Genomic DNA, 13,588 nt, shown 5'->3' with positions numbered 1-13,588 from the left:
TATAAGTTTCTATTCAATTGCAAATAAGTTATTACCACTAACCGGTTAGCAAGTTTTTACAGCTAAACGCTAGGTTTTATATTAATATCTCACTAAAGTGCGAGTCTCGATGCTCTTTCTAGGTACATTTGTTGGTGCCTGTCCCACAACATCCAGAGCACTATGTGCTAAGTAGGGTCGCCCTCGGTTATCGTAGATATTAAAAATAATGACCTCTTCAGGTGTCATTTTGGATTGATAAAACCATTCATGATTATCATTGGCTGCGACGCCAAGAATTTTTCCTAATCTATCTGGATAAATAAGCTCGATATCCATCCAATCATCAGATTTCATAGAGCTTGGGCGAATAAAACCCAGTGGTGAGGTTGTTATTTGAAAATCTACGGGGCGCCAAATATTGACAAACCCGAAGTGGCCCTGCTGATATACTTGTGCTTGGTCTTTACCAATCAAGTCAATTAAACGTTGGTCGGCACCTTTTGCACTGTAATCATTGTGAACGTTGCGCGCGGGTTTTCGTGCTGCATCCAACTCATCAATACGGATAGTGTGGTCGAAAACCAGAACTTCTTTTGCGCCAATTTGATTTTCAAGTAATGCAGTGATTTCATTATTATAGGTTTTCGTCCAGCTTTCTTGCGAACCAAACTTAGATACAGAAGATGGAGCACTGACGAATGCTATTCCATCTTGCTCAAAATTGACGGTACAGTGCCTGTCTCTAACATCATTAACTTGCACATTCCTACTTTCTAGTACAGGAGAAACCAAGTTGCCAATAATGCCATCCACATCAAACTTAAACGCTTGTGGCTCTTTACACTTGATATGGTAGTTAACTAATGCGCGTATGCTCATGGTTATTTCCCAAGATGCCTAAAGTTTTAGTTAATAAACTAAGTTATAACATCCTATTATTTTTCATAACCTGCTGAAATAGTGTATAAAGATAATCAGAATTCTGATTTGAGATATAATAAGTGGATACTAAAGCAATTAGGCTTTTTGTGATGTCAGCCGATATGCAAAATATTAGTGCAGCAGGCAGAAAATTAAAGCTTACCCCTTCTATGGCAAGTGCTAGATTGTCAAAGTTGGAAGTTCAGTTAGGTGCGGATCTCTTTCATCGAACAACACGAAAGATTTCTTTGTCTGTTGAAGGAGAAAGTTTTTTACCCTACGCAAGAGAGATCCTTGCCCAGGAAGATGCTGCCTTAGGTACATTAGGCAGAGATCATACAGATGTATGCGGGACACTTAGGTTTGCAGCTTCAAGCTCATTTTCTCAGCGTTTTATTTTACCAATTATGCCTGACTTCTATAAACGCTACCCACATATCAATTTTGAGCTTAAACTCTCTGACTTACGCTTTGATCTTATCAATGGTGGTTATGATTTGGCACTACGAAATGCTGCTATTACAGACAGCAGCCTGATTAGTAGGCGCCTTGCCAGGGATAAGCGTATTCTATGTGCATCGCCAAACTACCTTGAGCAAAATGGAATACCAAAAACACCTGCTGATTTGAAGCTACACCAACTGATTTTGTTTGCTCACTCTAATCCTCGAGTACTTCATAATAAGATAACTATGGAAACTAGCATTTTTCCTCCAGCTCAAACAAAACCTCGTATGATTTGCGATGACGGTACGAGTATGAGAATTGCCGCCGAGTCAGGCGTAGGTATTTGCATGAGTTCTATGTGGAATGTGCACTCGGAATTAAACGCCGGCAAGTTAGTGCGAGTACTTCCAGAATACAGTATTGAAGATAAAACCGATATTTGGCTAGTTTACCCAAAGTCCAATGTGATAACAGCTAAGGTCCGTGTATTTATTGATTACTTGGTAGAAAAAATTGGCGATCCACCCGTGTGGGAATTGTAATTATATATAAAATCAATATTCACATTCTTCATTTCGAATAAAAAGCGCTAAGTGTTTTCAACATTGCGACAATAAATGTTAATACTTAGCGCTCGGCATTAGATTATTTATGGCCTTTATCAAGATGTTTGTGAATCACATCAACATATATCCACACAATGAGATTTAAACTCAACGCGTTTAGTTATTTCTGCAATAAGATATTCCGAGAATACACATACACGTTTTGGCTGCGCTCTGCTAGGTGGATACAGTAACTGCAAAGGTGTGGGCTCGGCGCTATACTGTGTAAGTAACGGCACAAGCCTTTTTTCATCTATGTCTTTTTTAATATCCAGTTCGGACTTCATCATAATGCCATAACCATTAATACACCAATTTCTCATCAATTCACTATCGTTTGCAATCCTATTGCCAGATACCTTAATTTCTTGTTTTGCATTTCCTTGACCTAAATACCAAACGTTATCTAATTGGCGACCAAAACGCATAATTAAGCAATTATGTGCTTGTAAATCTTCTGGCGTTTGAGGCTCACCATGGGCTTTGATATAAGCTGGTGAAGCACATACAATTCTTGTTATATTCGCAACACTGCGTATTCGTAAGCTACTATCACGGACAAAACCAAACCTCAAAGCTAGGTCTATCCCACTGCCAATCATATCGACAAACCCATCATAAAAATCTGCTTCTACTACAACGTTGGGATAGTCTTTAATAAATTGGTCAATCACATTGACAACTAGGTTTCGGCCAATATCAATAGGAGAGCTGATCCGAATTAAACCCGATAAACTCTCTGCTCCAAGTCTAATCTGACTATCTAAATATTGGATCTCGTCCAGGAGTCGACGTGCCCCTTCAGCAAGCACCCGCCCTTCTTCAGTTAAACTCACAGATCGGGTAGTTCGGTTTAACAGCACCACACCGTAGTGGCTCTCAAGAGTAGCTAAATTCTCAGAAACGGTTGCAGGAGAGAGACCTAACTCTTTAGCTGCCGCTCTCATACTGCCTTTATCAACAATTTGTAAAAATACGGTAAGGTGATGCGTGTTCATTATATATGATTAACTTCATTCTGTTTTACAAAAAAAACATCTTGTTTAAGCAGACCAAACAATTAGCCTTCATAACATAATGTAATTTAGGAGGTATTATGTCAAAGCTCACTATTACTGGAAACATCAAGGTTAAATCCGAGCATGTGGATTTTGTAAAACGAGAACTATTAAAGCTTATTCCAATTACTCGTATAGAGAAAGGTTGTATTCAATACGACCTGCATCAGGATAATAAAGACTCCACCTATTTCATGTTCTACGAAAATTGGGAATCGCGTGATGTTTGGCAGGCCCATATGGCCAACGACCATATTAAAACCTATGTGGATGCAACAAAAGGTATGATTGAAAACTGTTGGCTACATGAATTCACCCATCATGAATTCACCCATATAGGTTGACGCCCACCCAACACCAGTCGCATCAGTTAAAATACCAGCGGCATATAATAATTTTTTAGAATACCTTAATAGTCATATCTATATTTGCAAACGTTTTCCCAAAAGTAAGCTTTAGTCATTGTTCGGGAAAACCGATAACACATACCGGCTTATGCCCAGTTATCACATTAACCCTATGAACCTATGATATCCATCGCGACCAGCATTTTTCATGCCGGTGATTAAATGTTATGCAACATGACTTGCTTTAAATGGGGAAAATAATGATTTTAAGAAAATATTCAAATGTAGTGATTGGGCTCGCGCTGGGGATAACAATATATGGAGATAATGTCCAGGGCGAAAATAAAAATAGCGCTGTCGATAATAAAGGAAAACATTTGCCAACCGTAGAGGTTGTCGCTTCTTTACCTGTTCGTCCAGGTAACCTTAGTATAACCCCATCTGGCCGGATTCTTTTTACCAATTCACCTTTAGCATCGCCAGAGGTCAAAGTTGCAGAGTTAATGAAGGATGGTACATCTAAACCTTATCCCAATGCGGCCTTCGCCGCCGGTAAAAACTCTAAGATTAAAGGGGCTATTGGCATTAGAACAACGAACGAAGGAATTACTTGGCTGCTCGATATGCCGACGCATACTTTCTATGCTATCGATAACAATACGGATAAAGTCACCAAAATAATAGAGTTACCTGAAGCTGTCGTAAAACCGACAAGTTTCTTACAAGACTTTGCGTTAGACCAAAAGAGAAATCGCGCCATCATCGCAGATATGACGCAGGGAGATCTTAAGAGCCCCCCTACTCCCGCATTTATTTCAGTAGACCTTAAGACAGGTGCAGCGAAAAGAATTGCTGAAGGACACGCTTCGATGATGCCCGCTGATAAAGGAGGATTTGCGTTAAATCCTATCACTATTGACCCGCAATACGATTTTATTTATTTCGGCGCTCTAAATGGCAAAACAATTTATCGTGTTCCTGCAAGTGCATTTAATGGCGACGGCTCCGCAGTCAGTCAAACCATCGAGCCCTACGGTCCGAAAACATCCAGTGACGGGATTAGCATTGATGGTTCAGGCAATGTGTATATAACAGATGTTGAGCATAAGGGCTATGGCGTAACAACAACAGACGGTTATCGCCAAATAGCCAAACTCCCTAAGGGACAATCATGGCCTGATGGGCTGAGCTTTGGTGTAGATGGCTATGTTTATGGCACGGTTGACCAACTTGACCGCACAGCAGCGCTGTCAGGTAAAGAAACCGGAACAGGAGAATATCTGATAATTAGATTCAAGCCTGTCGCTCCAGGAAAACGGGGTCGTTAAGCCCAGCATTTTTTGGCGGATAGTATCCGCCCATTAACACCACAAAGCGATATATGCCAAACAGGAGAAATGATGTGGCAGAAACAATAGTCGTTGGTCATATTGACCTTTCTTTCCATGACGCAGCAGCTCGCGAGGTAGAAATCATATTAGAGGAAAACGGTCATGCAGTGATGCGTAAAACAGCGCACCATGAAGAAGCGTTTAGGATGTTAGGCGCAGGCGAAATAGATTTTCTTTGTGCGGCCTGGTTACCCTCTAGTCACACTATGTATCTCAATCCTTTACTCAACCAAGTTACTAAGGTGACGGTCCTTTACGAACCTTATTGTATTTGGGGAGTACCTCACTATGTTCCCGAAGATGATGTCAGCACAGTATCGGATCTGCTTGAGCCTGTTGCTGAACAAAAAATGGAAAGGCTCATTCAAGGTATTAATCCTGGTGCGGGAATAAGTCGATTTTCAAAGGCTATGGTAAAAGAATATGGCTTGAATACCTTAGGGTATCATTTCAACCCCGGTACCGAACAGGAGTGCTTTCAGAGATTCATTGATGCTTATGCCGATAGACGCTGGATAGTTATTCCGTTGTGGCACCCACAGTGGCTTCATAATCGATATCGCATTCGCGCCTTAGATGAACCCAAAGGATTATTAGGTGGCCGTGATGAAGCGACATTAATCATGCGTAATGATGCTGAAAAAAAGCTCGCAAGCGGCGTACTGGACAAGCTTAAAAAACTTTACTTAGGCAATAGTAAAGTCAGCGAACTGGACGACTTAATCCAAAAAAACAATCAACACACAAAAATCTAAAGAACCATAGAAGATCAATAATGGTTTGATTAGTTTTGCATTTTTACATAATATTTTGGAGATAAAAGTAGCTATTAAATATATTATTTAAATCGTCGTATTTTTTCACATAATAGAAATTGTGTTTCTATTTTCAAACTCTAATAACCGTAATATATTTCTGTCTTATTTATCGATATCTATGTAAAGATCAGACATCTACAGTATTATTAAATAATACTGTAGATTATCTGTGCCGATATTGTTTTTGTAGTCGTTGTTTATTCATGAGAGGTAAAAAAAAATAAAAAAATAAAGAGAATAAAGTATTTTCGTAAGAATTTATTTTACCATTGGCCTTTAACTACTGTCGTTTCACATTATTGTATTAAATACCGCTTGGCTATCACGTCAGAGGACTTGTCTGATTGATTAAGCTGTTTTTAATGCAACGCCGTTTGTTTGATTTTTTTCGTGTTTGCCAAGCCGGCGACTCAACGTATTGTCGATCGCAAAACTTCCGCTGCCTTGAATGGTAAGCGCTAGTGTCGCAGCGAATAAGCTAAGTGCAAACTCGTAGCCGTTGTTGCTCATAAATAGACCGTTACTAAAATGAACACTAAATATGGCAACCAACATGGTAAACGCACTTATTGCCGCCGCAGGCCTTGTTAGAAAACCAAAAATCAAAGCTAAGCCACCGAAGAACTCGGCGCTACCTGCCATAAATGCCATCAGGTAACCGGGCTCTAAGCCTATGCTTGCCATCCACTGCCCGGTACCTTCAAGTCCATAGCCACCAAACCAGCCAAATAGTTTTTGTGCGCCATGGGCTGCTAATACAATACCTACTGGCACCCGCAGCACGAGAGAACCTAGATTGGTATCTGATTGGAGAATTTTGTCGACGATTAGCTTGTTCATTATTCATTCCTCTTAAACGGTAATGAGTTATTTATCTGGGGGGTATTCACTTTCGATCAGCGTTAAAACAAGGTTACTAACAATATATTTAATAATAAATAATGAATTTGTTGTATTATTATCAACACTATGTTGGTAAAAAATGAAGGCGAGTTAAAAAAATGGATAGAATCGATACAATGAAAGCCTTTATCACCGTATCAGAAGAAGGTAGTTTCACACGAGCGGCAGATAAATTGGAAACCTCTAATCAGCTTATCAGCAAATATGTATCTGATTTAGAAGAGCACCTGGGAGTGAGGTTGTTTAATCGAACCACACGTACTGTTCGCCTCACCGAAGCTGGTGAGCAATGTGTACAACACGTTAGACACATATTGGAGAGTATTCAGGATATGGAGGGAAATCTTGGACAGCTCAAGAATGAAGCCCAGGGTCTACTGCGCGTAAATGCTCCCGTCTCTTTTTCAATTAAGCACTTAGCGCCATTGATCAAGGACTTTAGGCAACTTAACCCAGGTGTCAGAATCAACTTACAGCTCAATGACCGCAAAGTAGATTTGGTTGAAGAAGGGTTTGATTTAGCCTTGAGAATTGGTTATTTAAAGAGTTCATCTCTAATCGCAAAACGCCTCGCGCCAATACGGCTCGTACTATGTGCCGCGCCCAGCTATCTAGAAAAAAACGGCATCCCCGAACATCCTGATCAGCTCATTCTTGAGCACTTTTTGCATTACAGTTACATGTCTCATAACCAGGACTCATCTCCCCTTATGACGATGTTTAGGCGTTCATTACAGGATGGTAAAGCGAGCGTATCTTGCAATAATGGCGATATTCTCTTAGAAGCTGCCATTATGGGAGAAGGATATGTATTATTACCCACTTTCCTCTCGGGAGAAGCGATAAGACAAGGTAAACTGAAAATTATTCTTAGTGAGTTTGAGCCGAAAGCATTGGGTTTATATGCGGTGTACCCTCATCGAAACTTGATGGCAACCAAGCTGAGAGCATTTATTGATTTTATCAGCAACTACTATGGTGATGTTCCGGTTTGGGATCAATTCTGACCATAAACAGAAAATACCAATTTACTCATTAACGTGGACGCTTGTTTTCACCTCACATTCTTTGTATCTAGTGGACAGATGGTTGAAGGAAGCATGTTGCGGTCTGGGGGTAACACCAACACCAAAATGTGCGACATTTCACTTTATAGCGAAATACGATGTTGATTACTCTAACTTTCCTAGCGTTTATAAATTACAAAATTTTACCTTATTTACTCCTCGGCATAAAAATTAATAGTCAGTCAATCCAACTCACATTTAGTTTTTATTAAATAGAAACAATAACGGGAGTAATAAATACTATTTTCTATCCGCTGTGCACATAACGCTTTATAGACAACATACTCACTGTAAACATGCAGGCAGCCATTGCTGCATAGTGGCGCCATACTTAAGCGCCTTTAACACTAACAACTACGAAAATAATAAAAAAATAATGATGAGAAGATGAACTCTCGATATAAAGAGTCCACCAACAGATGAGGAGCAAGTGTGTTTTGTAGCTTTAATTAGATCGCTCCAACGTGACAGTAAAATGGTATCGCCAAAGGCTTAATATGAACCACCTACTTAAAGAAGAACATTACAATTTAATGGATATCGCGCTACACCAGTGGGGCGAAAAGCTTGTAACACAGTGGCTTGATCTTGGTCACATGAGAAATAATAGCATAAATGATCTAATAGATGAGAACGACATCTCAATAAGTGATCGGGATCAAGAAAAGCTATCCAATTTAATGCGTGATATTAAACAAGACAACCGTGAGGTTTTCTTACTGTGTAAAAGGGTTTACGTCGACGGTCTTAATCCTAAAAAAGGTGACACTGTCTCCATCCTAAAAGGAATCCAAGCAAATTTATTTGCCGCAATATGGCCGGATAAAGTTGTTGCATTAGAGTTAGAGCAAGGTCTTAACTTTATACATGAACACGGTATGTATAGCTATTTACACTGCGGTAAGTGGCAAGATAATATGCTCCCACAAGAAATTCAGAAACACTAGTGATCAGTATATTTAGGAAAATTTAGCTACTCTACTAGTTTTTTTAAAGACTGATCAACAATAGCAATGGCAAGGTGCAAACTAGAATTAAATAGCAGAATTAAATAATAGAAAAATCATAAAACGCACTTATTGAATAATAGTATTTACCTTAGAGAAAAAGCTTTTCTATGATTATCCTCAACCACTATGTAACATAAAGATAGGCTGGGATCTTTGCTATCCTTTAACACGCGAATAAATATGTTGGGTTTTACTTGAGTCGCCAATGCTGTCAGAGATGGGATATCGCCTTTAAGTGATGGACTACCGAGTATATAATCTTTAAAGGTACCCCGTTGCGCCATTACTACGTAAGCACCAAATGCTCTACCTAGAAAGTAAACAAGATACGTATGATTGAGAGTATCTGCTCGGTAGTTCTTCTCGATATATGCCATAACATCATTACCAATAAAAACTAGCTGCTTGCGTGCTTGATCAAATGAATATTTCTTTTGATGTTCAAGTTTACTTGACTTTTTTATTGAGTAACCTCGGCATCGACTCATATGGGCTTTGCTTACCTTTTTATATCTTTCTGTTAGTAAATAACTGCCAAAGTCACTTCTTCGATAAGGTACTTATTAGCAGCAAAGAGAATTTCGATATGCCATACCGCATCAGTAAAATAGATATCAGGATATTTCTTCTCTTCGCTTTTTAAATACGACCAAGGCAATCCTATATAAAACTCTATTTATCTAATATTGTTTTTTTAACTAAGATGAAAGTGCTAAATTTAACCAATAAAAACTAAAATACTTTAGGATATACTGATTTTTTGCTGATATCTTGCTGACAACACAAAAGTCCAATACTATCAACCGCATAAAAGATAGAACTTAGTTAAAACCAGGAAGAGGTTTAATTAAGGATTAAAGGTATATTGACGATATAATAGCGCTATCATCAGGTGTAGACGCAGGTTTGAGCATTAGTTTTCATCCAAATAGAGGTTATATGACAGAGCAATATTGGATTGGTGGTTTTTTTATCGACGTATCCAGAAATCAAATCACACAAAACAAGCAATCTCAAACACTTGCTCCCAAAGCCTTGGCGGTGCTCACTTGCTTAGCGGAACACCAAGGAAAGGTGGTGAGCCAGGAAGCATTACTGGCTAAAGTTTGGCCAAACACCGTCGTCTCCCCCAATACCCTACAAAGAAGCATCGCCCAGTTAAGGAAAGCATTGGGCGACGATGGCAAAGTGCAAACCTACATTAAAACACACGCGAAGCAAGGTTATAGCTTGGAATGTGATGTTCGATGGCATGATAAGCTCAACGAGACAGAATCCGTTAATATGGAATCCGATGGTGATGTTGATGCGAACGAAGTTTCTACAAACAATGTTTCTGCGATTAATGTTGCCGCGATGGATGGTCCGCAGGATGATAATTCTGAGGCTACTAGTAACGCGGCTAATCTTAATGCTATTTCAACACATGATGAACATAAAGAACAAGCCAATGATCTCGCGACAAAACCTGCTGTACTCACTTCGAAGTTACCAAAATCTTCTGTAGGCCTTGTATCCATTGCTGTTGTAATAGTAATTTTAGGCGTAATAGGATATGGCTATCTCGCCTTTGATTCCCCTTCTGCACATACTCCTTCAGTATTAACTTTTGACCGCTTACGCTCGTTGACAGCCACCGACGATAAAGAGTTTGATGCAAGCTACAGTCCCGATGGTCAATACATTGTTTTCCATCGCTATTTAGGTAAGCAATGTATTAATCGAGTCTGGGCAAAAGACGTGACTACCCAAGAAGAGATTTTGCTAACAAAAGAATGGGGAGCTTACAGTAGTCATAGCTTTTCTAAAGATGGAAAGCAATTGGTGTTTTTGGCCACAGAAGCCTGTCGCGAGCCAGTCACACAAAAAAGTTGCTATGATTTAGTGAGTTTAGATTTTGAGAAATCCCTTAAAAGCCCCCAAAAAACAAACTTAATGCTGCAATGTCAAAATTCAACAGTAAGAGATCCCACCTGGCTCAATAACAATCACATAGCACTATTACAGAAAAAATCCCAGCGTTGGAAATTAATCAGCTATTCTATTAGTGATAATAGCAGTACCGTATTATACGATTTGAAACCAGGCAATTTGCTGGGGTTTAGTTATTCAAGTAAAGAAGACCTCATTGCTGTTACAGGTGTGCATGGGGATGGGCAGCACTATCTTGATATGCTTAAACCCGACGGTCATCTAGTATCTAGTCATGTGCTAGATCGTCCGCAAGAAATACCTCCATTCAGGCCGATTTATCCCAGCTTTGATCCTTTAAATAAACAACTGCTATTCAGCACGGGCAGGCAACTATTTACCCTCTCCTACCAAGGTAAAATTGCAAAAATCAGCCAACCGTTTGCTGATAGAATGGCCGTACCTAAGTTTCATCCCGAAGGTAAAAGTATACTTTTTATTAAGGGGCCATATGACAGTGATGTGGTATTACTATCGCTGAACCAACTGGCCGATAAAAATGCTTCAGCACAAAAACAATCCAGTCAATCGCCAAGTGAATACGTTTATCCCAGCTTCCAACGCTCAACGCAAGGTGAGGATTACGCCATTTTTCAACCTGATGGCGACTTAATTGCATTCTTATCTGAACGCACTGGAGACGAACAACTTTGGATAAGCGGTAGCGATGGACAAGGCACCCAAAAAATTACTGATTTCCCGGTAGATACCTATATTCGCGGCATGGATTGGGCTGCAGACGGAAATAGTCTTTTAGTGAACGCCAATAACGTTCTTACCCAAGTATTTTTGGATTCCTCTCAACAAACTATTCCAGTGAAGTATCCCGTTATTCGACTTTTCCAATGGGATAGCATTCACAATACCGCTTTATTAATTGTGAGTGTAAAAGGAGTATTAAAGTTTGTTGAATACGATTTAGCTAAGGCAGAAATGAAAGAGCTGGCCGATAACAAAAGAGTCATCTGGGCACTTAGAAGTGAAGATGGCCGGTTAATTTACAAAGACCACCTAAACCAACTATGGCAACCCGGCCCCGCCGAAGACCAACGCATAGAAGCATTAAATCAAGAGGCAACAAAAGCCAAAACCTTCGTAATAAACGACAACGTGATTTACGCCATCAATACGGATAATCAGTTATGGTCTTATGATCTAAATACCGACACTTTTAACATTCTTGGTGATGTGGGTGAAGATGTGGATGATCTAACCGATATTAACAAAACACAGTTATTAATGAGCATTCGAGTTTCCGCAAAAAAAGAAGTGGTTGAACTTGTGGTGAGTGAATAAAGTCTTTTAAAAATAACGTTGAGTGGTTATATCTATTGTAACCACTACCAGCTCCTAACTATTTTACTGCTTGCACTTTTATTCCTTCCACTCAGGTTTATATTTTAGAGATTTTCTAAGCGAAGAAAAACCCAAATAAAATAAAGCTAACGAACATACAAAGTAAATACCTATAAATAGCCAATAGTTATCTGGCTCTTCAGCTTTAGTAGCCAAGTAATAAGAGTATTTAGAAGGAGCAGGAACTTCATCTGTAATTAACCCAAAGACTATAAACCCCAATAAGATATTAGCAAAAACAATATGTGCGACTGAATCAAAAATTTTACATAATTTGCTCATCAATACTATATCCGTTTCTATTTAAGTTTTTGATAGATGTAAAGCTAGGGCCTGTTAACACTAATTTGATCACTCCTGTTTGCTCTCAAAAGCGCTAATCACCAACAGTAGGCGCTTTAAGCGAGGCGCGAAGAGCGCAGTTTAGTCATTCTAAATGAGCGATAAGCAACGCCGAGTAGCGCTTTTAAGTGCAAACCCGAATAGCCACATGGATGTGGTGTATTAGGGCAGTGCAGGAGCAACTGCCAAGGGCTGGCAGCATTTTCCCGCCTAGCGTCGTTAACACGCACTTATTTATGCCTGTATGGATACAGGTAATTAGAGCAATGCAGGAGCAATTGGCGAGAATAACTAAACCGCGTTTGTGTTGCCTAGCTAGTCGAAAAAATGCTTGCCAGCAGGTGCAATTTAATTAGTGTTAACAGGCCCTAGTAATTTAGGCAACAATAAGAGCATATTACCGACTCTAACTTATAATACAAAATGCCAGTGCATAGAATTTTAGTAGCGAGGCCGTTACTGCTAAAAAGATACGACTAGAATATACAATGCAGTCAAACTAATACATAAACCTGTAAACCTTTAATGCAAAATACCGATATACTTTAAACATCCGGAGCATTCCCACAAGGCAAACCTACCCGCTTGCGGCCTTCCGGTGTTTTTAATGAAAAATCTGTTCCGGCAAATTCTCCGCCTTCTGGGCCACATAAAAAAGCGACACCTTCTGCTGCCCATTCAGGGGGGATGTGGGCTTGCCAATCAAGGTAACTCACTGGATTAATCTTGGCATCGCGAATTTTTTCCATAAGTTCAGTGGCTACGGTGCCGGGGGATAAACCTACCACACGTATATTGTTCTCGATCATCTCTTTATGGGCGACTTCGGTAAGTTTTTTAGCGGCAGCTTTAGTTGAGCAGTAGTGGCTCCAACCGACAAGCGCACTGTTGGCCGCACCTGAGCTTATATTGACAATCACGCCGCGCCCTTGTTTTAAAATGACAGGCTGTTTTAACATAACAGGAAGCGCTGCGCGCATACCATAATAAACACCTTTGTAATTAATATCGGCTGCCCGCCCCCAGAGTTTTGGATCGCTATCTACAAGATAATTAAGAGGTTCAATAATGCCGGCATTGTTCACTAAAATATCCAGACGGCCTGTAGTTTCCATGGTAAATTCCACGGCACCGGCTACCGAATCATAATCACTTACATCGCAGTATTGAACAAAAGCCGACTGTCCATTTGCCACCATATTTTTCACTTCTATCTTAAGAGTCGTAAGTGATCGTGCAGCCAACACGACCTTGGCACCATAAGAGGCAAGTGTTTTTGCTGTCGCCAGCCCTATGCCGCGACTGGCCCCCATAATTAGGGCCGTATGCCCGGTAAAATCTAAATTCTGTAATCGCGTGTTAGTCATGCT

General features: G+C 39.9%; 14 protein-coding genes. 7 read left to right on the top strand and 7 right to left on the bottom strand.

Annotated elements, in window-relative coordinates; genetic code table 11:
* Positions 1–81: 81 nt before the first annotated feature.
* A complete protein-coding gene (locus BVC89_RS14475; RefSeq protein WP_086931875.1) occupies positions 82–861 on the bottom strand; it encodes a CmcJ/NvfI family oxidoreductase in 780 nt (259 codons plus the stop codon).
* A 122-nt stretch (positions 862–983) separates the two neighbouring features.
* Here BVC89_RS14475 and BVC89_RS14470 point away from each other — a divergent pair, with 122 nt between their 5' ends.
* Entirely contained in the window at positions 984–1,892 is a 909-nt protein-coding gene (locus BVC89_RS14470) for a LysR family transcriptional regulator (RefSeq protein WP_086931874.1), read from the top strand.
* Between the two features lie 140 nt (positions 1,893–2,032).
* On the opposite strand, the gene BVC89_RS14465 is transcribed toward BVC89_RS14470, so the two are convergent.
* Positions 2,033–2,953: a LysR family transcriptional regulator gene (locus BVC89_RS14465; protein ID WP_086931873.1), complete on the bottom strand. Its 921-nt coding sequence runs from the start codon at positions 2,951–2,953 to the stop codon at positions 2,033–2,035.
* Between the two features lie 98 nt (positions 2,954–3,051).
* On the opposite strand from BVC89_RS14465, the gene BVC89_RS14460 reads away from it, so the two are divergent.
* From BVC89_RS14460 to BVC89_RS14450, 3 genes are all read left to right on the top strand, one after another.
* Complete coding sequence (locus BVC89_RS14460; RefSeq protein WP_086931872.1) at positions 3,052–3,357, top strand: putative quinol monooxygenase; 306 nt, start codon at positions 3,052–3,054, stop codon at positions 3,355–3,357.
* Between the two features lie 263 nt (positions 3,358–3,620).
* Positions 3,621–4,688 carry an NHL repeat-containing protein gene (locus BVC89_RS14455; protein ID WP_086931871.1) on the top strand — a complete coding sequence of 356 codons (1,068 nt, stop codon included), beginning with the start codon at positions 3,621–3,623 and terminating at the stop codon, positions 4,686–4,688.
* A 74-nt stretch (positions 4,689–4,762) separates the two neighbouring features.
* Positions 4,763–5,506: a glycine betaine ABC transporter substrate-binding protein gene (locus BVC89_RS14450; RefSeq protein ID WP_086931870.1), complete on the top strand. Its 744-nt coding sequence runs from the start codon at positions 4,763–4,765 to the stop codon at positions 5,504–5,506.
* A gap of 411 nt (positions 5,507–5,917) precedes the next feature.
* On the opposite strand, the gene BVC89_RS14445 is transcribed toward BVC89_RS14450, so the two are convergent.
* A complete protein-coding gene (locus tag BVC89_RS14445) occupies positions 5,918–6,409 on the bottom strand; it encodes a DoxX family protein (RefSeq protein ID WP_086931869.1) in 492 nt (163 codons plus the stop codon).
* A gap of 161 nt (positions 6,410–6,570) precedes the next feature.
* On the opposite strand from BVC89_RS14445, the gene BVC89_RS14440 reads away from it, so the two are divergent.
* Together BVC89_RS14440 and BVC89_RS14435 are read left to right on the top strand one after the other, a co-directional pair.
* Positions 6,571–7,479 (top strand): LysR family transcriptional regulator, encoded by a 909-nt coding sequence (locus BVC89_RS14440; RefSeq protein WP_086931868.1) that lies wholly within the window; start codon positions 6,571–6,573, stop codon positions 7,477–7,479.
* A 557-nt stretch (positions 7,480–8,036) separates the two neighbouring features.
* A complete protein-coding gene (locus tag BVC89_RS14435) occupies positions 8,037–8,486 on the top strand; it encodes a hypothetical protein (RefSeq protein WP_086931867.1) in 450 nt (149 codons plus the stop codon).
* A gap of 146 nt (positions 8,487–8,632) precedes the next feature.
* Here BVC89_RS14435 and BVC89_RS14430 read toward each other — a convergent pair whose 3' ends face one another.
* On the bottom strand, positions 8,633–9,037 hold the full coding sequence (locus tag BVC89_RS14430) for an alpha/beta hydrolase (protein WP_086931866.1): 405 nt from the start codon (positions 9,035–9,037) through the stop codon (positions 8,633–8,635).
* A gap of 451 nt (positions 9,038–9,488) precedes the next feature.
* Here BVC89_RS14430 and BVC89_RS14425 point away from each other — a divergent pair, with 451 nt between their 5' ends.
* A complete protein-coding gene (locus BVC89_RS14425; protein WP_086931865.1) occupies positions 9,489–11,816 on the top strand; it encodes a winged helix-turn-helix domain-containing protein in 2,328 nt (775 codons plus the stop codon).
* 78 nt (positions 11,817–11,894) lie between these two features.
* Here BVC89_RS14425 and BVC89_RS14420 read toward each other — a convergent pair whose 3' ends face one another.
* The 3 genes from BVC89_RS14420 to BVC89_RS14415 all read right to left on the bottom strand — a co-directional run bounded on the left by BVC89_RS14420 (position 11,895) and on the right by BVC89_RS14415 (position 13,585).
* Positions 11,895–12,158 (bottom strand): hypothetical protein, encoded by a 264-nt coding sequence (locus tag BVC89_RS14420; RefSeq protein ID WP_086931864.1) that lies wholly within the window; start codon positions 12,156–12,158, stop codon positions 11,895–11,897.
* A gap of 116 nt (positions 12,159–12,274) precedes the next feature.
* Positions 12,275–12,448: a hypothetical protein gene (locus tag BVC89_RS29780; protein ID WP_158657945.1), complete on the bottom strand. Its 174-nt coding sequence runs from the start codon at positions 12,446–12,448 to the stop codon at positions 12,275–12,277.
* Positions 12,449–12,763: 315 nt separating this feature from the next.
* Complete coding sequence (locus tag BVC89_RS14415; RefSeq protein WP_086931863.1) at positions 12,764–13,585, bottom strand: SDR family oxidoreductase; 822 nt, start codon at positions 13,583–13,585, stop codon at positions 12,764–12,766.
* Between the last annotated feature and the right edge of the window lie 3 nt (positions 13,586–13,588).

The sequence above is a fragment of the Agarilytica rhodophyticola genome (assembly GCF_002157225.2).
Classification (GTDB): Bacteria; Pseudomonadota; Gammaproteobacteria; order Pseudomonadales; family Cellvibrionaceae; genus Agarilytica; species Agarilytica rhodophyticola.
The sequence above is the reverse complement of the archived record's forward strand: the minus strand, read 5'-3'. Positions and strand labels throughout refer to the sequence as shown.

Bases quoted from the DNA above. Each gene is read 5' to 3' on its own strand.
- BVC89_RS14475 (WP_086931875.1), bottom strand. From the start codon at position 861: ATGAGCATACGCGCATTAGTTAACTACCATATCAAGTGTAAAGAGCCA.
- BVC89_RS14465 (WP_086931873.1), bottom strand. From the start codon at position 2,953: ATGAACACGCATCACCTTACCGTATTTTTACAAATTGTTGATAAAGGC.
- BVC89_RS14460 (WP_086931872.1), top strand. From the start codon at position 3,052: ATGTCAAAGCTCACTATTACTGGAAACATCAAGGTTAAATCCGAGCAT.
- BVC89_RS14455 (WP_086931871.1), top strand. From the start codon at position 3,621: ATGATTTTAAGAAAATATTCAAATGTAGTGATTGGGCTCGCGCTGGGG.
- BVC89_RS14445 (WP_086931869.1), bottom strand. From the start codon at position 6,409: ATGAACAAGCTAATCGTCGACAAAATTCTCCAATCAGATACCAATCTA.
- BVC89_RS14440 (WP_086931868.1), top strand. From the start codon at position 6,571: ATGGATAGAATCGATACAATGAAAGCCTTTATCACCGTATCAGAAGAA.
- BVC89_RS14435 (WP_086931867.1), top strand. From the start codon at position 8,037: ATGAACCACCTACTTAAAGAAGAACATTACAATTTAATGGATATCGCG.
- BVC89_RS14430 (WP_086931866.1), bottom strand. From the start codon at position 9,037: ATGAGTCGATGCCGAGGTTACTCAATAAAAAAGTCAAGTAAACTTGAA.
- BVC89_RS14425 (WP_086931865.1), top strand. From the start codon at position 9,489: ATGACAGAGCAATATTGGATTGGTGGTTTTTTTATCGACGTATCCAGA.
- BVC89_RS14420 (WP_086931864.1), bottom strand. From the start codon at position 12,158: ATGAGCAAATTATGTAAAATTTTTGATTCAGTCGCACATATTGTTTTT.
- BVC89_RS14415 (WP_086931863.1), bottom strand. From the start codon at position 13,585: ATGACTAACACGCGATTACAGAATTTAGATTTTACCGGGCATACGGCC.